This is a genomic window from Sphaerisporangium viridialbum (genome assembly GCF_049674955.1).
In the GTDB taxonomy this organism is placed as follows: Bacteria; Actinomycetota; Actinomycetes; order Streptosporangiales; family Streptosporangiaceae; genus Sphaerisporangium; species Sphaerisporangium viridialbum.
In genome coordinates this window covers 5,268,979-5,289,608 of record NZ_CP187232.1, presented here as the reverse complement: position 1 = coordinate 5,289,608, position 20,630 = coordinate 5,268,979, and the positions used below count along the sequence as shown (strand labels likewise).

Sequence of the window (20,630 nt, the reverse complement as noted above, 5' to 3'; positions counted from 1 at the left end):
TTCTCTGCCGAGGCGTGAATTTCAGTCCACTCGACATTGGAAGAAGGACATGTACACCACCCGCCTGCCCGGGCCATTCGCCATGCTCGCATCAGCATTGGCCATCGCCGCCGCGTTCGCGTTCGCCCCTGGGGAGGCGACGTCCGCCGCCTCCGCCAGTGAGGGCATCGAGACCCCGGCTTCGAATCCGACCCCGAGTACTTCCTCGACCGTTCCTCCGGAGGAGGAGCCCTGTCCCGGTGGTGAGCCCAAGCCGTGCGGCGCGCCGGCGAAGGAGCGCGAGAGCGTCGAGTCCGGCCGTGAGGAGGTCGGCAAGGAAGTCGCCGAGGCCAAGAAGGACATCGCCACGGCCAAGGAGAAGGCCGAGCAGTGCCCCCCGGAGTCCAAGCAGTGCATGGAGAAGCTCGCCGGTGATGGTGCCGAGCAGCGTAAGGGCATGGAGGAGGTCAGGCAGGCGCTGCAGAACTTCCAGCCCGCGCCGTCGGACAACGCCGCCTCGGTCCTGGACGGGACGTGCGCCGCGTTCGCCGCGGATCTGCCCTCCGTGCTCACCGCCTCGGGCGGCCTGGCACAGCTGACCGGTGTCTGCGAGCTGATGAAGCCATGATCGCCCTCAACTCCCGGTGCGGCCGGATGTCGCTGCTTCCGGCGGCCGCCCTCCTCGCCCTGGTGCCGATGGCCGCGTTCGCCTCTCCTCAGCCCGAGGTGCCCACCGCGCAGGCGTTCGACGGCGACAAGCCGCTGTCGTCGGTGCGACAGGCGACCGAGCGTTGCGCCGCCGACCCCGGCGACTGCCGCTTCCACATCGACAGGCGTCTGTCCATGGAGTACCACACGACCGTCAAGTCCTTGGGCAACGCGGCGATCAACTGCACCAAGGACGCGATCCAGGTGGTCCGCCAGATCACTCTGAAGACCGGCAGTACCGACAACCTCGGCGGGGAGATCACCGGCAACATCACGGCGGAGGGGAACATCAGCGCCTCAGGTGAGGTGTCCGCCGGAGTGAACGGCGAAGCCGGCGGGACGTTCACGATGCCCAACATGCAGCAGGGCCCCTCGGCGTCGGTCACGGCCAAGGCCGGCGCCACCGGCAACGGCAAGGTGACGGGCTCGCTCGGGGTCAAGGGCGCCTTCCAGGGGGCCTTCAAACTCCAGTACTCGCGCAACTGGACCACCGAGCAGACCGAGTCCACCAGCTACACCACCACTGTGCGCCCTGGTGACGCCCTGGTGTTCGGGGCCAGTTCCGCCATGCAGCGGGTGGCGGGGAAGATCACCGTCGGCGGGGGACTGTCGGTGCGCAACGTCGCCGTCGACGGCCCCTCCAGCGTCAACACCAGCACCTTCATAGCCGACACCTATACCGTGCCCGGCACCGCCTGCGAGCGGCTGCGCCCCGGAGGCAAGACCGCCGTGGACGACACCGGCAGTCGCCTGGCCGGCGGCACCGATCCTCTGACCGCCGTCCCTGCGCTGCCGCCGGGCGCACGGCTGACCCACCGCACCGTGCTCGCCGCCGAGCGTTCCTGACCGACCCGTTCCCGTGGAGATCATCGTGAAGACACCGCACACCCGCGACCGGACCGGTGCGGTCCGGTCCGCCGGCACCACGGCCATCTTGTGCCTGGTCATGTCCGCGGCCGCGCAGCCCTCATATGCCGGACGGGCCGCCCCCCAGCCGGTCGCCGTCATCAACGGCGACTTCGCCCTTCCCGCCTTCACCGGCTCCGACGTCAACTGGTCGGCCGTCCGGGGCTGGTCGGTGGGCTCGACCAACGGAGCCGGTACGGCGTCCGGCGTCGGGCGCTACTCCAGTACCGCCTCGGGGCATCCGGACGGGAAGGCGGCCGTCATGCTCCGTATCCCGGCTCCCGCCTACGCCTTCAAGCAGCGGCTGCGCGGTGTGCGCGCCGGCGCGCAGGTCTCCGTGACCTTTGACGACAGCCCCAGCGTCGCCACCGTCTGCACCCCGGCAAGCCTCGCCACGGGCCAGCCCTACACCGTGGAGGGTGCCGGCGGCCCGGTCAGCGATCGGACCACCGCTCCCGACCCGGACAAGAAGGCCGGCGTCCTCGGCAAGGGCGTCTGGCGTCTCGGACAGACCTACACCTTCACCGCCGGCGAGAACGAGCCGCTGATCACCTTCACCTCCCAGGTTCCGCAGACCGGTGCCAACGCCGGCGCGGCCTGCGGTCCCTTGATCGCTGATGTGCGGGCGGTCCAGATCCCGCCACCGGTGGACAAGACCATTCCCAAGACCGCCCTGCCGCCGTCGGAGGCCTTCTACGGCAACGACCGCAGGCCGGTGGCCGACATGGTGAACTACTGCGCCGGCGCGCTGGGAAGGTGCCTCTTCACCCCGGACAAGGCCTACTCCTACGCCTACTACGAGCCTGCCCAGCTCAACAGCGACACCTACATCAACTGCACGCGCAACACCCTGAACCGCACCCGCCCGGTCGACTTCGGCGGGCGCTCCTACGGCGACCTGCCCGCCAACGCCGGGCTACCCGGCAGCGGGACCACGGTCAGCGTCATGGCCCAGCAGTTCACCGCCGGGACCGGCAGGGCCCCTGACTGGGCTCCCTCCACGACCCGCACGGTCACCGAGATCGTCCAGCCCGCCGAGGCGTCCTGGATCGAGACCCAGGCCGGCCGCCGCCGCACCGAGGGCTGGTTCACCATGAACCCGGCTCCGGCCGACCCCAACGCCGAATGGCGCCTGTACACCGTCCTGGACTACCCCACCACCGAACTGTCCGACCGCGTCTACCAGCGCACCGGACCGATGACCCCGTCAGAGAAGCAACGCTGCCAGTCCGACCGTCCCGCCGCGCCCGCCCCGGTCGGAGCCGGTACCCCCGCGGTCGGCCTGCGGCTCTCCCGCCCGTCCATCACGCCGGCTCCCTCCGACGACCTCGGCCCGGTCTTCGGGACCGCGGAGGAGCGGACCGTCAGATAGATCGAGCGTCGTCCAGCGGACTGAGCGACCACAGGCGCCGCATCTCCGGGCAGGACTCCAGCAGTTCGTTCAGCCGCCCCACGCCGACCAGCCGGCCCCGATCGAGGACGAGGATCTGGTCGGCCCGCGCCAGTACGGCGGGCCGGTGGGAGACGACCAGGAGCGTGGAGACGCCGGTGATCCGCTCCCACAACCGCTGTTCGGTCTCCACGTCCAACGCCGAGGACAGGTCGTCCACCACGAGCAGGTCCGGCGAGCGGACCAGGGCCCGCGCGGCGGTCACCCGCTGCGCCTGCCCGCCCGACAGCCGCACACCCCGGGAGCCGACCTCCGTGTCCAGGCCCTCGGGCATCCCGCCCAGATCACGGTCGAACGCCGCCAGCTCCACCGCCCGGTCCAGCTGGTCGGAAGGCCAGCCGAGCAGCAGGTTCTCCCGCAGGGTGGCGGAGAACAGCCTCGGCACCTGCCCGACGTAGGCGACCCGGCCGGGCACCAGGAAGCGGCCGGGATCGGCCACCGGCCCGCCGTTCCAGCGGATCGTGCCGGCGTCCAGCGGTTCCAGCCCGAGCAGGGCACGTACCAGCGTCGTCTTGCCCGCGCCGACCGCGCCGGTGACGACCGTGAACGATCCCCGCCTGACCTCAAGGTCCACCCCGTGCAAGCCGTACCCGACGGTGAGGTTCCGCGCCCGCAGCACCTCCAGCGGGTCGCTGTGAGCAGGGCGAACCGCGGCGGGGTACTCCCGGCGGAACCAGACACCGGTGTCGCGCGACAGCTCCTCTCCCGCGCCCGTCATCTGGGTGAGCCGCTCGGTGGAGACGCCCGCCTGGGGCATTCGCGAAAGGATCACACCGATGGCGCGCGGCAACGCGGTGAGCCAGCCGACATAGGTGGTGAACAGCACCAGGTCGCCCACCGTGAAGTCGCCACGGCGCATGGCGGGGGCGGCCAGCAGCAGCACCAGGCCGATACTGATCTCGACGGTCGCGCCGGTCGCGGTGCTCAGCAGGTCGGTCGCCAGCCGGTCCTTCACCGCGGCCTCGCGACGCAGGCGGTTGTGCTGACGCAGACGCTCCAGCGCCGCCTCCTCGGCACCGGCGGTCTTGATCGCCAGCACTCCGCCGAAGATCTCGCCCAGGTGGCCGGTGACGGCCGCGCCGAGCACGCGGGCCCGCTGGTGCAGCCGCCTGATCAGCCCGTTCATCAGACGGCTCAGCAACGCGATCGCGACCGTCGGAACGACCAGGACCAGCGTGATGACCGGGTCGATGGACGCCATGATCGCCAGCGCGGCGGTGCTGAAGAGCGTGGCCCCGGCCAGCGGCACGGACTCGTCCACGAACTCCACCACGTCGCTCACGTCGTCACGCAGCCGGGCGAGCGCCTCGCCGGAGGAGTGCGGCACCCGTCCCCGGCCGGTCAGGATCGAGCGCAGCACGTTGGCTCGCAGCAGGGTCGCCGCCGCGATCCACCAGTAGTCCCCGTAGGTCCAGGCGACGGTGATCATGAGGCCGCGGACCACCTCCACCCCGACGAACGCCGCGCACAGCAACAGCGGAAGCCGGCGAACGGTGAGGTCGTCGAACAGCTGCCGCAGGATCAGCCCGCTGCCCAGCGGCAGGACGCTGACCGGCAGCCACAGCAGGCCGCCGATGAGGTAGCGGCGCAGGTCGAAGCGGGCCAGCGCGGTGGCCACCACCATGACGGGCTTCACCGGCCCACCCCGGAGAGCATGCGCGCGAACCGGCTGGCCGGGTCGGCGAGGAGATCCCGCCGCCTGCCGTACTCGACGATCTCGCCGCCGGACACGACGGCGATCTGGTCCACCTGGGACAGCGACGCGAGGCGGTGGGCGATCAGCACGCCGGTCCTGCCGGACAGCAGCCGCGTCATGCTGCCTTCGATGCGGCCTTCGGTGGCCGGGTCGAGCCGGCTGGACGCCTCGTCGAGCACCACGAGCCCGGGGTCGGCGAGGAAGGCCCGCGCGAAGGCCAGTAGCTGCGCCTGCCCTGCCGAGACCTTGCCGAGCCGGGCGTCGAGGTCCCAGTCGGGGAGCCCGACTTCGGAAAGGATGGCCCGCAGGCGCTCGTCGTCGGCACAAGGCCGGAACAGGGTGAGATTGTCCCGGACGCTGGCGGCGAACAGCTGCACGTCCTGGCTGACCACCCCGATCCTCCTGCGGACCGACGCGGCGTCCACCTCACGCAGGTCCAGGCCGCCGACCCGGACGACGCCCGCCGTCGGGTCGTACAGGCGCGCCACCAAGCGGGCGATGGTGGTCTTGCCGCTGCCGGTGCGGCCCACCAGGCCGAGCGTCTCGCCTGGCGCCAGGCTGAGCGCGACGCCCTTGAGCACCGGCTCGCCGTCGTAGGCGAAGTCGACGGCGTCGAGCTCCAGGCGCAGCGGTCCGGTCTCGGGCAGGCTCTTGACCGTGGCGGGCACGGGCAGCGTGCGCCGTTCGGCGAGCAGGTCGCCGATGCGTCCCAGTCCGGCAAGGGCCGTCTGGTACTGGCGAAGCTGGTCGATCAGCCGCTCGAACGGCGTGCGAACCATGAGCGTGTACTGGAACAGCAGCACCGCGGTGCCGACGCTGAGCGTGCCCGACAGAGCCAGCATGAGCGCCGTGCCCGTCGCGAACGCGACGCTCGTCCCGGCCAGGATGCCGCTGCCCACCGCGTCCCTGCGCCGCTCGGTCCGCCACAGCGCGGCGCTGACCTGATAGAGGCGGCGCACAGCGTGCTCGCCCGCGCCGTTGGCGCGCAGATCGTCCACCCCCGCCAGCCGCTCCTCCAGGTAGCCCAACAGGGCGGCGCCCTCCGCCCGCGCACGCGTGGCGGAGGGCACGGCGAGGCGCTGCGCACGGATCATTCCCAAGCCGATCAATACGCAGTAGGCCAGCAGCACCATGCCGATGCCGGGATCGATGGTGAACACCACCACGATCACCCCGCACAGCAGCAGCACGCTGACCACCACGTCCAGCAGGAGTGCCACGACGAAGTCGGCGACGGCGACCACGTCGCCGTCCACCCGTTCGATCATCTCGCCGGGTGTGTGCCTGCCGTGGAACGCCATGTCCAGGCTGAGCGCGTGCTCGGCCAGCCGTTCGCGCAGCCGGTTGGTCCCGTCCCAGGCCACCCTGCTGCCCAGCCAGGCGGTGACCATCCGGGCGGCCTGCCCGGCGACCGACAGGCCGAGATAGCTCAGCGCGATGAGGACGAGCGGGTAGATGCCCGCGCCGCCGACCGCGTCATCGACGAACCGGCGGGTGAACTGCGGCGCCGCGAGCGGCAGAGCCGTCGCGGCCGTGACGGCGAGAGCCAGGAGTACGGCGGAGCCGGGCCCGGGCAGGAGAGTGCGGAGAACCCGCCTACCGTGGGCCGCCCTCCCCGAGGTCAACGAGGTCGACAAGCGTCATGTCCTTTGTATGGGTGACTGTGGCGTTCTGGATGGACATGAACGCGTGCCTCATTCCGCCTCCTCGGGTGACGGGTCCGTCGATCGCGAGTACAGCAGGCGGCGCACCCGGCGGGCAACGGGTTATTCGACGGGGCGGCGTCCAAGAGCACCTACGTCCCCGGCCCCGGCCGGTGGCCGGCGTCGCGCACGCGCTGGCGCGACAACGGGAGGGCCCGCGCCGGGTGACGGCGCGGGCCCCTGGGGTCGAAGGTCAGTGGTGGGGGCGGGTCGTGAGGAGGCGGTCGCCGGGGTTGCACAGCTCCCCGGTGAAGAACGTGCTGCCGGGCACGCACCGCCACATGCTCGGGTTGGTGTAGCTCGGGGCGAGGCGGACGTGCGTCGCCTGTTCGAGGGCGTAGCCGCCGGCGAGGAGGTTCGCCTCGCTGAAGGCCGTGCCGACGAAGGTGACGCCGATCGGGTTGTGGCCCGCGGAGCTGGCGGTGGCGCCGTACCCCGCGGGGAGCGTCAGCGCCGGGTAGCCCGCGCGGTCGGCGTAACCGACGAGCGCGCTGCCGCTCGGCACCATGACGGCGTCGAAGTCGTCGGACTTGTCGCCGGGCGTCCCGTTGGTGAGGATGCCGTCGATCAGCGCGCGGTTGGACGCCTTGCCCGCCTCCAGGTCGGCCTGGTACGCCGCGCCGGTGGCGGGGTCGGACAGGTCGACGGCCTGGGCGGCGAGGAGCCGGCCCTGCTGGTACTTCAGTCCCTCCACGGGGTTGGCATCGTTGTAGTCGATGATGGCCTGCAGTGACCGGGCTCCGGAGCCGCGCCGGACGCCGGACAGGTAGGTGTTCAGGTCGCGCTTGAACTCGCTCGGCACGACGCTCGCCGGGTCGGGGCTCGGCGTGCCCGGCGTCACCTGGGTCGTCGTGGCCCCGAGCGACTGCAGGGCCGTCACCATCGCGGGGTACGGCGCGGCCGTGCTCGCCACGACGGCGATCTTCTTGCCCTTGAGGGCGGTCGGGGACAGCCCCGCGGTGTAGTCCTTGACCGGCGCGCCGGCCGTCGCCGGGTCGGACCGGTCGGGTCCGGCGATCGCCGTGAGCGCGCTCGCGGCGTCGTACACCGTGCGGGTGATCGGCCCGGGCGCGTCCTGCGACCGGGCGACCGGCAGGACGCCGGTACGGCTGACCAGCCCGACCGTCGGCTTCAGGCCGACGACGCCCGCCGCGTCGGCGGGGGCCACCAGCTGGGCCGAGTCGGTCGACGTCTCCATCCCGATGGTGAACGCGGCGAGCCCGGACGCCGTCGCCGCCGCGGAACCGCCGGACGAACCCGCCGGGGTCTTGTCGGTGTCGGACGGCAGGAGCACCTGACCGGCGAGCGAGGAGTACCCCTTCGGCATGTTCGAGTCGAAGACGCCGTTCAGCTCGGAGACGTTCGTCTTGCCGAGGATGATCGCCCCGGCGGCCTTGAGCTTGGCCGCCACCGTCGAGTCGCCGGCCGGCCGGAGGTCCTGCAGGGCGATCGAGCCGCCCGTCGTCGCCAGCGAGTCCACGTCGAACCCGTCGTTGAGCAGCACGGGAAGGCCGTACAGCGGACCGCGTGGCGGCTTGTGACCCTTCTTATCCTTCTTGTCCTTGTCGCGCTCCCGGTCGAGCTCCCGGGCCTCCTTGATGGCGTCGGTGTTGATCGAGCGGACCGCCTGCGTGGCCGGTCCCTCGGCGTTGGTCAGCGCGATCCGGTAGAGGTACGCCTTGACGAGCTCCTCCGAGGTGAGCGTGCCCGCGGCGAGCCGGGCGCCCAGGCTCTGCGCCGACTCGGTCTCCAGCGAGAACCGCAGCGGCTGGGGCGCGCGGCCGAGCAGGTCCATGATCGTGTCGTAGTCGGGGTTGCAGTGCCCGCGCTTGGCGAAGGGCGGCGCCGGGACGGTGTGCGCGCAGCGGTACATGCTCGGGTTCACCGAAGCGGCCGTCTGGCGCAGGCGGGTGGCCTGCTCGATGACGTACCCGACGCCGATCAGGTTGTACTCGTCGTACGCGTTGCCGTGGACCTGCACGTTGACCGCGCGGCGGGTCGTGGCGGCGTACCCCATGGGGATCGTCATCGTGGGGTACCCGGCCTGCGGCCCGTTCGGGACGCTGCCGAGGATCGCGATCACCGGGTCGGCGGGCTGGGCCGGGTCGGAGTTGGTGTAGCCCATCATGTCGTCGATGGCCTTGTGCCAGGCGGCCTTGCGGATGGGCAGGTTCGTCCGGTACGCGGTCTCGTTGGCCCCGCCGGGGGTGATGTCGGCGAGCGACGCGTTGAGGTGGTTGTTGTTGCCGAACTTCAGCGCCTGCTGCTCGTTGGCCTGGTTGTCGGCCACCTCCTGCACCAGCGACTGGATCGGCGCCTTCGAACCGAGGCGCTTGTAGTACTCGTCGATGGTCTTGTGCTGCTCGTAGCCGCTGGGCAGGTTCGGCAGCGTCCCGATGGTCGCCGCCGGCCGCGGCACCATGATCGCGCCCGCGGCGGTCAGCGCGTCGTACGCGATCTTGAGCGGGCTGCCGTCGGTGAGCGTGCCGTTGTAGCCGATCTTCTTGCCCTTGACGAAGCCGGCGTCCAGGGCCGCCATGTAGTCCGGCAGCTTCGCGGGCGGGGTGGGGATGACGCCGGTGGCGAGGTAGTCGGGTCCGAAGATCGCGCTGTACTCCGCGTCGCTGTCAGGATCGGGCCCGGCGATCGAGGCCAGCGTCATCGCCGCGTCCGACACGCTGCGCACCATCGGCCCCGCGGTGTCCTGCGAGGCGCTGATGGGCGCGATGCCGTACCCCGGCACCAGCCCGACGGTCGGCCGCAGCCCGACGAGGCTCTGCGTGCTCGACGGGCTGATGATCGACCCCGACGTCTCCGTGCCGATCCCGAGCGTGGACAGCGCCGCCGCCATGGCCGTGCCGGTTCCGGACGAGGAGCCGCTGGGGTTCTGGTCGGCGTCGATGCCGTTGATGACCTGCCCGGTGAGGTTGCTGAAACCGGACGGCTGGTTGCCGAAGCTGTTGGCGAACTCCGAGAGCCCGAGCTTGCCGAGGATCACGACCCCGCGCTCGCGCAGCTTCTTGGTGATGCCCGCGTCCGTCGCCGGGTACGACTTGCGCAGCGAGTAGTTGCCGGCCGAGGTGTACATGCCGGTGACGTCGATGAGGTCTTTCAGGAGGATCGGCAGCCCGTGCGCGGGCCCGAGGACCTGGCCCGCCTTCCGCTGGCGGTCGGCCAGCGCCGCCTGCTTCAGCGCGTCCGCGTTGATCTGGGTCACGGCGTTCAGCCCCGGACCGCGCTTGTTCAGCGCCGCGATGCGGTCGAGGTAGGCCTGGGTGAGCTCGACGGAGGTGAGCTGTCCCTTGGCCATCATGGCCTCGGCCTGGGCGCCGGTGAGCGTCTCCAGGTCGAGTGCGCGCGGCCGGTGGTCCTTGGCCATGGCCGTCGGTGTGAGCGTAAGGGTGAGCGAGAGGGTGAGGAGAGTTGTGAGGGTGAAGCGGATTCTGGGCACCACACGCTCCTTGAGGAACCTGGTAATGCCCGTGACCGTATAGACGATCAGTTACGGCTAAATGTCCGGAATGTTCCTGAGCCGAAACCAAGTAACAGGAGTCCGATTCGCTGGTGAGAGTGCGGACTCAGGTCGCAAGGTGACGGCCGGGTCGTGAAGGGCACGATATGCGCGATGATCTACATCTCCCCACAGACCACCCAGGTCAATGTGGCGCACCGCCCAGGGTTTGCGTGAGCTCATTGCGGTTCGCGGTGTACACCACCCGGCCGTGCGCGCCGTTGACGATGGGCAGGTACGGCGGCACGTGACCGCAGTCGACATCGGCGATGACCGGCACGCCAAGGCCGCCGAGGGCGTCGAGCACCGCTTCGCGCTGGGTGAGGGAACCGGTGCCCGGGGCCTGCGTACGCCCGACGAGCACCGCGTTGGCTCCGGTGAAGAACCCGGCGAGCCGCATCCCGTGCAGGTTCCCGCAGATGGTGGCCGCGTCGTGGCCGGCGGCCTCGACGTAGACGAGCAGCCCTTCGGGCGCCGCCGCCCGCGCGAAGGCCGCCATGTCGCCGTAGGGCGTGCCGGTGAGGTTGCACAGGGTCTCGACGCAGCCTCCGATCAGCCGCCCCTCGGCCCGTACGTCACCGTCACCGTCCAGCCGCGTCCACCGCCCCGGGGTGTCGAGCGTGAACTCGCTCACCTCGGGAGAGGTCTGGTAATCGTCCCACCCCCGCGCCCGGTGGCGATTCGGCGGAGTCTGGGTGAACGTCGCGCCCGGCTCCATCGTCACGATGTCCAGCCAGGTGAGCAGCCCTTCGGGCGCGCGGTACGGCGTGTCCATCAGGTTGTTGCCGTGCACGGTCGCGACCCCGGTCAGCATCGTCAACGGCGTGATGATCGTCGACATGTCGGAGAAGCCCACGACCCACGTCGGGTCGGCCGCACGAAGTGCGTCCCAGTCGAGCAGCGGCAACAGGTCGATCGCGGTCTCCCCGCCCCACGGCGGCACGACGGCCCTGATGCCCGGATCGGTGAGCATCTCCATCAGCTCGCGCGCCCGCTTCGCCGCTGGGGCGCTGACGTGCGCGGAGCCGTCCATGCACTCCCCGACGACCACCTCGTACCCGCGCTCCTCCACCGTGCGGATCGCCACCTGAAGGCGTTCGCGCAACTGCTCACCGACTCCGCTGGAAGGGGCGGTGACACCGACACGGTCACCGGGACGTAACGGGGCGGGGTACCGGATCCTCACGCCCATGATCCTCCCGTGACCACCGGCTCCTTGGGAAACCGATTTCGTAGATGGGTTCGCACGAGGGGCTCCGGCTCAGCTGATCCGCCTCGCGGAGTGAAGCGCTATGTAGTCTCGTTCGCATGAGCGCAGAGACAAGCCGGGGCACCGGTCCCGGCGCAATCACCCCCGATGGCTCGCCCGTGGAGTTCTACGCGTTGCTCGAAGCCGGTGACGAACCGGAGATCATCCGAGCGGTGGTCCCCGAGTCGGGTTCCATCCTGGAACTCGGCTCCGGCAGCGGCCGGGTCACCCATCCTCTCGTCGGGCTCGGCTACCACGTCGTGGCCGTCGACGAGTCGCCCGAGATGCTGGCGCGGGTCCACGGCGCCGAGACGGTCTGCTCGTCCATCCAGGACCTGCGGCTCGATCGGCGCTTCGACGCCGTACTGCTGGCCTCGTATTTCGTCAACCTCCCCGACGACGCCCTGCGAGGCGAGCTCCTCGCCGCCTGCCGTCGCCACGTCCGCGACGACGGTTCCGTACTCATCCAGTGGCAGCCTCCGGAAGCGCACGACGCGTGGCGTGTGGGCGACGGCCGTACCTTCGAGGGGGGCTCCATCACCCTGGCCGAGCTCAGCCGGCCCGCTCCGGACGTCTTCTCGGGGACCACGCGATACGAGCTGGACGGCAAGGTCTGGACCCAGTCGTTCAACTCGCGCCGGATGACGAACGAGGAACTGGCGGCGGAACTGGCCTCGGCCGGCCTCGCCTTCGCCGGGTTCCTCACCGGCGACCACGCCTGGATCCGCGCCACTCCCCGCACGCCATGACCGGCGCTCATCGTGGCTTCACCAGATCTTCGTGAGGTCGATGATCACGCCATTCACCATGCGTGCCGTCACTCGCGCCGTCTTACCGGCCGTGATGATCGCGATCGTGGCCACCGCCGGCTGCGCGAGTGAGGGCCCGCGGCTGACCGTCGTGAACCACGATGACGAGGACGACGTCACCATCGGCGTCACCCTGCCCAACACCGTCGCCCACCGGCCCTACTCGCTGGGAGGCTGGAGCATGTGCCTGGACCGACCCGGGGCCGTGAGCATCGAGAAAGCCGAACTGATACGCCCGGAAGGCGACATCCGCCTGGCGGCATTCTCCTCTCGCCTTCACGGCGATCACCCATTTCTGGGCAGCGAGAAAAAGCCGCTGACCTCGCTCGGGTTCCCCGCGCACAGCCCGGCCGTCACCACCCCCTGCCCCGAACGCGGCCAGCACCCTGGTCAATGGGGGCCCACCACAGAACTCGGTCTGCAGTACACCAAGGACAGCGACGCCACCGCCCGCGCAGAGGGCGTCCGCCTCACCTACACCTCGGCAGGCGAGCGCCGCGTCGTCGACTTCTCCCTGATAGTCGAACTGTGCGCCCCCAAGGACACCACCACGACCAGTTGCAAAGAGATGTACAAAAGCCTGAACGACTCAAGGCCGGCCATGTCCCCTTCGGAGGGAGGTACGCCGGGCGTCCCTCCACTCCCGAAGATCACAAAGTGAGTGAATGGCCGGCGCTCTCTGATCCAAATCGGTGCTGGGCCTGGGGAAAGGAGTGACCAGGTCCGGGGAGTGCCGGTGATCATCCTGCTTGGCTGGCGCGCATGATCCACAGTCGACTGAGCAGAATCCTGGCCACGATGGTGGCGGCGGCCACCATGACCACATCGCCGGCGCCGGCGAACGCCGCGGGCGACGCGGTCTCCAGGGTCGAGGCGTACCTGAACAGCATCAGGAAGGAGCCGGGAAGGCTCCGTGAGTTCGCCTTCGACCTGCCGAAGGGCGCCGACGTGCACGCGCACCTGTCGGGCAGCGTGCCGACCCGGGGGCTCCTCGGCTCCGCCATGCGCGACGGCCTGTGCGTCGACACCACCTCCTTCGTCGCCTCGGCCCCGCCGTGCCGCGCCGGGCAGCGCCCGGCCCGTGACGCGGCCACGAACCTCTCGTTCGGCGACGACGTCGTGCGGGCGTGGTCGATGCAGGGCTTCACCCCGGGTAGCGAGTCGGGACACGACCATTTCTTCGCGGCGTTCGGCAAGTTCGGCGCCGCGTCCGCGCACAAGGGCGAGATGCTGGCCGCCTACGCCTCCCAGGCGGCGGCGGAGAACCAGTTCGCCCTGGAGGTCATGCTGTCCCGCCAGTCGGGGAAGATCGCGGAACTCGCCAAGAAGGTCGGGTTCAACCCCGATCCGGCGCGGCTGCGCGAGCGGCTGCTTGCCGGCGGCGCGATGGCCGCGATCGTCAAGGCGGCGCGTGAGGACGCGGACGCGGACCTGAAGGAGATGCGCGCCGCCCTTCAGTGCGGCAAGGAAGGCGCCGACCCGGGCTGTGCGCTGCCGCTGCGCTTCATCCTCCAGGTCACCCGCACGAGCGCTCCCGAAGTCGTCTTCGCCCAGATGGTGCTCGGGTTCGAGCTGGCCGAGGCCGACCAGCGCTACGTCGGCGTCAACCTGGTCGCCCCGGAGGACGACCCGGTCGCGCTGCGCGACTACCGGCTGCACATGAGCATGCTCGGGTACCTGCGCGGCGTCTACTCGAAGGCCCACATCTCCCTGCACGCGGGCGAGCTCGCCTCTGGCCTGGCTCCGGCCGCGGACCTGCGGTTCCACATCGGCGAGGCCGTACGCACGGGCAAGGCCGAGCGCATCGGGCACGGCGTCGACGTCGCCGGCGAGGACGGGTCGGCGGGCCTGCTGGCCGAGATGGCGCGCAAGCACGTGCTCGTCGAGATCGCCCTCACCAGCAACTGCCAGATCCTGCTGGTGTGCGGCGACCGGCATCCGTTCGCGGCGTACCGCCAGGCGGGGGTTCCCGTCACCCTCGTGACCGATGACGCGGGTATCGAGCACACCGACCTGAGCAGCGAGTACGTACAGGCGATCACGACCTACGGGCTTCGCTACGCCGATGTGAAGAGCATGGCGCGCGCCGCGCTCGACCACGGTTTCCTCCAGGGCCGCGGCCTCTGGCGCGCGCCCGACGACTACACTCCCGCGCCGGAGTGCGCGGGGACGCCCCTCGGTGGCGCGTCGCCCCCGGCCGCGTGCAAGGCCCTGCTGAAGGCCAGCCCCAAGGCGGGCGCCGAGTGGAACCAGGAGGCGGCCTTCACCGCCTTCGAGGACCGCTACGACGGCTGACACCCTCCCGGCGCCCCCGCCGGACATGAACGTGAGCGGCGGGGGTTGGAGGACGGCACAAGGGATCGGATCGGATTCGTCGTGGAGACCGAAGTAGCCGCGACGAGCGGTGCCTAGTGTTCGGGCATGCCTCGCCTCTCCCTCAGCGACCTCTACCGCATCGCGATGCCGGGGGACCCCCGGCTGTGCCCGGACGGGAGCGTCGTGGCCTACACGGTCACGACCGCCGACGAGCAGTCTGACGAGAACCGTTCCGAGATCTGGCTCGCCGCCCCCGGCGCCGAGCCGAGGCGCCTGACGGGCGGCCCGCGCGACTCCTCCCCGCGCTGGTCGCCCGGCGGGCGCTCTATCGCCTTCCTCAGGGCGGTGGACGGAAAGCCGCAGATCCACCTGCTGCCGATGGACGGGGGCGAGGCTCGCGTCCTCACCTCGGCGCCGCTCGGCGCGGGCACGGCAGTGTGGTCCCCGGACGGGACCATGATCGCCTACAGTGCGCCGCACGGCGACCTGAACCCGCACGCCCCCGTCGTGGCCGACCACCTGGAGTACAAGGCCGACGGCATGGGCCTGCTGCGCGGCCTGACCATGCACCTGTTCGTGACCACCGTGGACTCGGGTGAGACCCGGCAGGTCACCTCGGGCGACTTCCACGCGGGGGAGCCGTCCTGGTCGCCGGACGGCAAGCGGCTCGCCTTCACCACGAGCATGGAGGCCGACCGCGACCTGGCCGTCGGCGGCGCGGTCTACTCGGTGGACGTCTCGGGCGGCGAGCCCGAACGGCTCACCAAGGCCGACGTGATCTGCGCGGGCGCGTGGTGGCTGGGCGAACGGCTGCTGGTCGCCGCGTTCGGCGGTGGCCCGGTGGGCCACATCCGCCTGTACGACCTCGGGACCGGCGGGCTCGTGGAGGTCGAGACGGGACTCGACCGCAACATCATGATGGGAGCCCCCGGCTATCCCGGTGCCGCGCCCCAGCTCGCGGGGGACGACCTGATCTTCTGCGCCAGGGACGGCGGCTTCACCCACCTCTACCGCGCACCCGGCGAGAAGATCGTCGGCGGCGACCAGGTGGTCTCCGGCGTCAGCGCGGCGAACGGCAGGATCGCCTACGTCGCGGCGACCCCGCACAGCGCGGGGGAGGTCTACCTCACGGACCTCACAGACCTCCCGGGCGACCGGGCGGATGACGCGGGCACGACGCGGCTCACCGCCCACGGGCTCACCGGGGTCGAGCTGTTCACCCCCAGGGCCCGTACCTTCACCGCACCCGACGGCACGCCGGTCGAGGGGTTCGTGCTGCGGGACGAGACGCTCACCGGGCCGGGCCCGCTCCTGCTGGACGCGCACGGCGGCCCGCACAACGCCTGGGCGCCGGTCTTCGACGGCGTCCACCTCTACCACCAGGTGCTCGCCGCGCGGGGCTGGACCGTGCTGACCCTGAACCCGCGCGGCAGCGACGGGTACGGCGAGGCGTTCTTCACCGCCGCGCTCGGCGCCTGGGGCATCGCCGACACCGGTGACTTCCTCGGCCCGATCGACGAGCTGGTCGCCGAGGGGGTCGCCGACCCCGAGCGGCTCGCGGTCACCGGCTACAGCTACGGCGGCTACATCTCCTGCTGGCTGCCCACCCAGACCGGCCGGTTCAAGGCGGCGATTCCCGGCGGGTGCGTCAGCGACCTGACCAGCATGGCCGGCACCTCCGACGCGGGTCATTACCTCAAGACGCACGAGTGCCACGGCGACCTCGCGGCGCAGTCCCCGCTGACCCACGTCGCCCGGGTGACCACGCCTACGCTGATCCTCCAGGGGGAGGAGGACCACCGGTGCCCCGTCGGCCAGGCCGAGCAGTGGTTCGCCGCACTGCGCGAGCAGGGCGTGCCGGTGCGGCTGGTCCGCTATCCCGGCGGCTCTCACCTGTTCATCCTCAACGGCCGCCCGTCCCATCGGGTGGACTACAACGAAAGGATCGTCGAGTGGCTGGAGCAGTGGATACCGGTCGTTGGCACGCCCGTCTCGAAGGGCTGATCGCCGAATACGACGTCCCCGGCGCGAGCCTGGCCTTCCTGCACGAGGGGGAGGTGCACGAGTTCGCCGCGGGAGTGCTGAACACCGACACCGGGGTGGAGGTCACCACCGACTCCCTCTTCCAGATCGGCTCGGTCACCAAGGTGTGGACCGCCACGCAGATCATGCTCCTGGTCGAGCGGGGTGAGCTGACGCTCGACACCCCGGTCGCCGAGGTGCTGCCGGACTTCCGGGTGGCCGACCCGGAGGTGAGCAAGACCGTCACGATCAGGCACCTGCTCACGCACACCTCCGGCATCGACGGGGACCTGTTCCTCGACACGGGACGCGGCGACGACTGCGTGGACAACTACGTGCAGGCGTGCGCCGACCTCGCCCAGAACCACCCTCTCGGCGTCACCCACTCGTACTGCAACTCCGGGTTCATCATCGCCGGGCGCGTCGTCGAGCGGCTCACCGGCAAGGTCTGGGACGCCGCGCTGCGCGAGCAGATCATCGAGCCGCTCGGCCTGACCCACACCTGGACCCTGCCGGAGGACGTCCTGCGCTACCGCGCCGCCATGGGCCACATGGACGGCCGGCCGGCCCCCGCCTGGGGCCTGATGCGCTCCTGCGGCCCGGCCGGGCTGATCTGCGCGAGGCCCGCCGACGTCGTGGCGTTCGCCCGCGCGCACCTCGGCACCGGCCTGCTCGCGGACCCCCGGGCGATGTGGGAGCCGCAGGTGGACGTCCCCAACCCGTACGCCATCGGCAAGCAGTGGGGCATCGGCTGGATCCTGGACGAGTGGGACGGGCGGCGGGTCGTCTCCCACGGCGGCAACACCATCGGCCAGGCGGCCATGCTCTGGATGGTGCCCGACTCCGAGACGGTGGTCTGCGTGCTGGCCAACGGCGGCCACACCGGGGCCTTCCATCACGCCGTGGCCACCGAGCTCTTCGACGACCTGCTCGGCCTGGCCGTGCCGCCCGTGCTCGGGCCCCCGTCGGAGCCGTTCGAGACCGACGTCGAGCGGTACGCCGGGGTGTACGAGCGGGCGGGCGCCCGGATGACGCTCACGGCCCGCGACGGCCGGCTCTCGCTGTACGCCGAGCCGACCGGCGCCCTGGCCGGGCTGCAGCCTCCGATGGAGTTCGACCTCGTCCCGGTGGACGACACCACCTTCGTCGGCCGCCCGGACGGCGAGCCGCAGTGGGTGTCGGCCGTCTTCTACGAGCTCGCCGACGGTTCCCCGTACGTCCACCTCGGCGTGCGCGCCACCCCGAAGATCGCCTGAGGAGCCCGGCATGTTCGAGGACCTGCGAAAGCGTTTCGACGAGGCGGCCCGGCTCCACGGTGTGCCGGGCGCCGCCCTCGCGGTGTGGAAGGGCGGCGAGCTCGTCGAGGTCGCCACCGGCGTGGTGAACAGGAACACCGGCGTGGAGACCACGCCCGACAGCGTGTTCCAGGTCGGCTCCACCACCAAGGTCTGGACCGCCGCCCTTGTCATGCAGCTTGTGGAGGAGGGGCTGGTCGAGCTGGACCGGCCGGTCCGTGAGTACCTGCCGGAGTTCGCCGTCGCCGACGGCGCGGAGAAGGTCATCACGGTCAGGCACCTGCTCACCCACACGGGCGGCTTCGACGGCGACCTGTTCGAGGACACCGGGCGCGGCGACGACTGCCTCGACAAGTACGTGGACTACCTGCACGGCGCCGGTCACGTGCACGCGCCCGGGGTCCTGTTCTCGTACTGCAACGCCGGCTTCTGCGTCCTCGGCGCGCTGGTCGCGCGGCTGCGGGGCGTCACGTGGGAGACGGCGATGCGCGAGCGCCTGCTGGAGCCGCTCGGCGCCACGCACTGGGCGCTGCTCGCCGAGGAGGCCGTACTCTTCCGGGCGGCGGCCGGGCACGTCGGGCCCGAGGGGACGGTCCACCCGTCCTGGCAGATGCCGCGCTCCAATGCCCCCGCGGGCTCCACCATGTGCCTGGCCCCGCGCGAGCTGGTCCGTTTCGGCCGGATGTTCACGGCGGGCGGCCTGGCCGAGGACGGCACCCGGCTGCTGTCGGAGGAGTCGGTGGCCGCCATGCGCACCAGGCAGGTCGGCGTGCCCGGGGTCTCGGGGCTGCCGGCCGACCGCTGGGGGCTCGGATTCGAGCTGTTCGACTGGGGCGGCGAGGTCTTCGGTCACGACGGCGGGACGATCGGGCAGAGCACGTTCTGGCGGGTCGTTCCTGAAGCGGACTTCGTCGTCGCGATGAGCGTCAACGGCGCCGGGTTCGCGGGGCTGCTCGCCGACGTGGTGCTGCCGCTGATACGCGAGGCCACCGGGCTCGCCGTGCCGGGCTTCCCGGTGCCGGCCGGAGCGCCCGTGGCCGTGGACCTCACCCCCTACACCGGCAGGTACGAGGGGCCGGTGATCGCCTACGAGGTGGGCGAGGCGGACGGCGGCCTGGAGGTCGTCATGATCCCCGGCGAGTTCATGGCCAGTGTCGGGACCCCGCGCACCACCACGCGCTTCGTCCACGACGGCGAGCACTCCTTCATCGCGGCGGAGCCGGAGGAGGGCAGGCACGAGACGCTCACCTTCGTGGTGGAGGACGGCCGCGCGGCCTACATCCACAACGGGCGGGCGCTGCGCCGTGTGCTCGGTGACTGAACACCTTCACCAATGATGTCCGTCTATGTCCACTATCGTACGAAAATGAGGGATCAGCCACGCGCCAGCCTGCGGCGCATCCTGGAGGATCTGGGGAGCACCGTGCTGGACGTGGCGGCCTCCCCCGGCGAGCTCGACGCCGAGGTCACCGGCGTGCACATCTACGACCCCCTCGACGAGCTGCTCCTGCCGGCGGGGGGCATCCTCCTCGCCGTCGGAGTCGACCGCGCCGAGCAGATCTGCGCCCTGCTCGACGCGGTGGGCCCGGCGGTGGGCATCGTCGTCAAGCAACCGGTGGACGCCGACGACCTCGTCCGCGCGAAGGTACTCGAGACCGGGGTGGCGGTGCTGGGCCTCACCAGGGCCGCCTCCTGGGCGCAGGTGGCCGCGCTGCTGCGCTCGCTACTGGCCGAGGGCGAGCTCACCGGTGAGGGGGAGCCCCCGCTCGACGACCTGTTCGCGCTGGCCAACGCCGTGTGCGCGCTGCTGGACGCGCCGGTCACCATCGAGGACCGGTCCTCGCGGGTGCTGGCGTACTCCGGCCGGCAGGACGAGGCCGACCCGGGCAGGGTGGAGACCGTGCTCGGCCGCCAGGTGCCGGAGCGGTACCGGCGGATGCTGGAGCAGCGTGGATTCTTCCGGCAGCTCTACCAGAGCCGCGAGCCGATCTACATCGAGCTGGACGCCGACAGCATCAACCGGGCGGCGGTGGCCGTGCGGTCGGGGGACGAGATCCTCGGCTCCATCTGGGCGGCGGTGCGCGAACCGCTGAGCGGTCAGCGCCGGCAGGCACTCGCCGACGCCGCCAAGATCGTCGCGCTGCACGTGCTGCGGCAGCGTGCCGGGGCGGACACCCGGCGACGGCTCCAGGCCGACCTGCTGTCCACCGTGCTGGCGGGCGGCGGGGACGCCGCCGAGGCCGCCGGCCGGCTCGGCGTCGCGAGCGAGCGATTGTGCGTGCTCGCCGCCCAGCTCAGCGGCGGCCCCGACCTCGACGCCGCGCGCAGGGAGAGCGACAGGCAGCGGTTCTGCGACGCGCTCGGCCTGCACGTCGGCGCCATCCACCCCAAGGCCGCCGCCGCGATGATCGGCTCGGTGGCCTACGCCGTGCTGCCGGTGCACGCGGGCGGTGAGGAGGAGGCGCGGGCCGTCCGGGTCGCCGAGAGCTTCCTGGCCCGCGTCGGTCCCCGGCACGCGGCCAACATCGGAGTCGGGCGCATGGCCCGCGACCTGGCCGAGGTGGCCAGGTCGCGGGCCGACGCCGACCGGGCGCTGCGGGTGCTGCGCTCCCGCGACGCCTCCGGCGCGGTCGCGGGCTACACCCGCGTGCACTTCGAGTCGCTGCTGCTCCAGCTCTCGGACCTGGTGCGGGCCGAGGAGCAGACGCCCACCGGGCCCTACCAGCGGCTCCTGGCACACGACGCCGAGCACGGCAGCGAGCTGGTCGCCACCCTGCGGGCCTACCTGGACGCCTTCGGCGACGTCAACGCCGCCTCGGCCAAGGTGCACGTGCACGCCAACACCTTCCGCTACCGGTTGAAACGGCTCATCGAGATCAGCGGCCTCGACATGGCCGACCCCGAGGCCCGGCTGGCCGTGACGCTCCAGATGCGGATCTTCGGGCGATAGCACGACGAGCCTCCCGCTTTTCGTGGACGGGGACGA

14 protein-coding genes are annotated in these 20,630 nt (G+C 71.3%); 10 read left to right on the top strand and 4 right to left on the bottom strand.

Annotated elements, in window-relative coordinates; genetic code table 11:
* The first annotated feature begins 49 nt into the window (after positions 1–49).
* The 3 genes from ACOZ38_RS23685 to ACOZ38_RS23675 are packed head-to-tail and all read left to right on the top strand — an operon-like array spanning position 50 to position 2,965.
* A complete protein-coding gene (locus ACOZ38_RS23685; RefSeq protein WP_424533360.1) occupies positions 50–607 on the top strand; it encodes a hypothetical protein in 558 nt (185 codons plus the stop codon).
* Positions 604–1,533, top strand: coding sequence for a hypothetical protein (locus tag ACOZ38_RS23680; RefSeq protein ID WP_424533359.1), 930 nt, complete (start codon positions 604–606; stop codon positions 1,531–1,533). Before ACOZ38_RS23685 ends, ACOZ38_RS23680 begins: the two co-directional genes overlap by 4 nt.
* A gap of 25 nt (positions 1,534–1,558) precedes the next feature.
* Entirely contained in the window at positions 1,559–2,965 is a 1,407-nt protein-coding gene (locus ACOZ38_RS23675) for a hypothetical protein (RefSeq protein WP_424533358.1), read from the top strand.
* On the opposite strand, the gene ACOZ38_RS23670 is transcribed toward ACOZ38_RS23675, so the two are convergent.
* The 4 genes from ACOZ38_RS23670 to ACOZ38_RS23655 form a co-directional block, all read right to left on the bottom strand.
* Positions 2,958–4,679 (bottom strand): ABC transporter ATP-binding protein, encoded by a 1,722-nt coding sequence (locus ACOZ38_RS23670; protein WP_424533357.1) that lies wholly within the window; start codon positions 4,677–4,679, stop codon positions 2,958–2,960. The two genes, ACOZ38_RS23675 and ACOZ38_RS23670, sit on opposite strands and share 8 nt — an antisense overlap.
* The gene (locus ACOZ38_RS23665; protein ID WP_424533356.1) at positions 4,676–6,376 is read right to left on the bottom strand and encodes an ABC transporter ATP-binding protein; all 1,701 of its coding nucleotides are present in this window, start codon (positions 6,374–6,376) and stop codon (positions 4,676–4,678) included. The genes ACOZ38_RS23670 and ACOZ38_RS23665 overlap by 4 nt, the downstream gene beginning before the upstream one ends.
* A gap of 259 nt (positions 6,377–6,635) precedes the next feature.
* Positions 6,636–9,893, bottom strand: a complete 3,258-nt coding sequence (locus ACOZ38_RS23660) for an amidase family protein (RefSeq protein ID WP_424533355.1) — start codon at positions 9,891–9,893, stop codon at positions 6,636–6,638.
* 205 nt (positions 9,894–10,098) lie between these two features.
* Complete coding sequence (locus ACOZ38_RS23655; RefSeq protein WP_424533354.1) at positions 10,099–11,139, bottom strand: S66 family peptidase; 1,041 nt, start codon at positions 11,137–11,139, stop codon at positions 10,099–10,101.
* 122 nt (positions 11,140–11,261) lie between these two features.
* Here ACOZ38_RS23655 and ACOZ38_RS23650 point away from each other — a divergent pair, with 122 nt between their 5' ends.
* The 7 genes from ACOZ38_RS23650 (at position 11,262) to ACOZ38_RS23620 (ending at position 20,594) form a co-directional block, all read left to right on the top strand.
* Entirely contained in the window at positions 11,262–11,951 is a 690-nt protein-coding gene (locus ACOZ38_RS23650) for a class I SAM-dependent methyltransferase (protein ID WP_424533353.1), read from the top strand.
* A gap of 31 nt (positions 11,952–11,982) precedes the next feature.
* Positions 11,983–12,672: a hypothetical protein gene (locus tag ACOZ38_RS23645; RefSeq protein WP_424533352.1), complete on the top strand. Its 690-nt coding sequence runs from the start codon at positions 11,983–11,985 to the stop codon at positions 12,670–12,672.
* Positions 12,673–12,773: 101 nt separating this feature from the next.
* A complete protein-coding gene (locus ACOZ38_RS23640) occupies positions 12,774–14,306 on the top strand; it encodes a hypothetical protein (RefSeq protein ID WP_424533351.1) in 1,533 nt (510 codons plus the stop codon).
* Between the two features lie 126 nt (positions 14,307–14,432).
* Positions 14,433–16,331, top strand: coding sequence for a S9 family peptidase (locus tag ACOZ38_RS23635; RefSeq protein WP_424533350.1), 1,899 nt, complete (start codon positions 14,433–14,435; stop codon positions 16,329–16,331).
* Positions 16,292–17,605, top strand: a complete 1,314-nt coding sequence (locus ACOZ38_RS23630) for a serine hydrolase (RefSeq protein ID WP_424533349.1) — start codon at positions 16,292–16,294, stop codon at positions 17,603–17,605. Before ACOZ38_RS23635 ends, ACOZ38_RS23630 begins: the two co-directional genes overlap by 40 nt.
* A gap of 10 nt (positions 17,606–17,615) precedes the next feature.
* Complete coding sequence (locus ACOZ38_RS23625) at positions 17,616–18,965, top strand: serine hydrolase domain-containing protein (RefSeq protein ID WP_424533348.1); 1,350 nt, start codon at positions 17,616–17,618, stop codon at positions 18,963–18,965.
* 45 nt (positions 18,966–19,010) lie between these two features.
* Positions 19,011–20,594, top strand: a complete 1,584-nt coding sequence (locus ACOZ38_RS23620) for a PucR family transcriptional regulator (protein WP_424533347.1) — start codon at positions 19,011–19,013, stop codon at positions 20,592–20,594.
* Positions 20,595–20,630 lie beyond the last annotated feature (36 nt).

Excerpts from the sequence above, each read along its gene's own strand:
- ACOZ38_RS23685 (WP_424533360.1), top strand. The coding sequence starts at position 50 with ATGTACACCACCCGCCTGCCCGGGCCATTCGCCATGCTCGCATCAGCA.
- ACOZ38_RS23680 (WP_424533359.1), top strand. The coding sequence starts at position 604 with ATGATCGCCCTCAACTCCCGGTGCGGCCGGATGTCGCTGCTTCCGGCG.
- ACOZ38_RS23650 (WP_424533353.1), top strand. The coding sequence starts at position 11,262 with ATGAGCGCAGAGACAAGCCGGGGCACCGGTCCCGGCGCAATCACCCCC.
- ACOZ38_RS23640 (WP_424533351.1), top strand. The coding sequence starts at position 12,774 with ATGATCCACAGTCGACTGAGCAGAATCCTGGCCACGATGGTGGCGGCG.
- ACOZ38_RS23635 (WP_424533350.1), top strand. The coding sequence starts at position 14,433 with ATGCCTCGCCTCTCCCTCAGCGACCTCTACCGCATCGCGATGCCGGGG.
- ACOZ38_RS23625 (WP_424533348.1), top strand. The coding sequence starts at position 17,616 with ATGTTCGAGGACCTGCGAAAGCGTTTCGACGAGGCGGCCCGGCTCCAC.
- ACOZ38_RS23620 (WP_424533347.1), top strand. The coding sequence starts at position 19,011 with ATGAGGGATCAGCCACGCGCCAGCCTGCGGCGCATCCTGGAGGATCTG.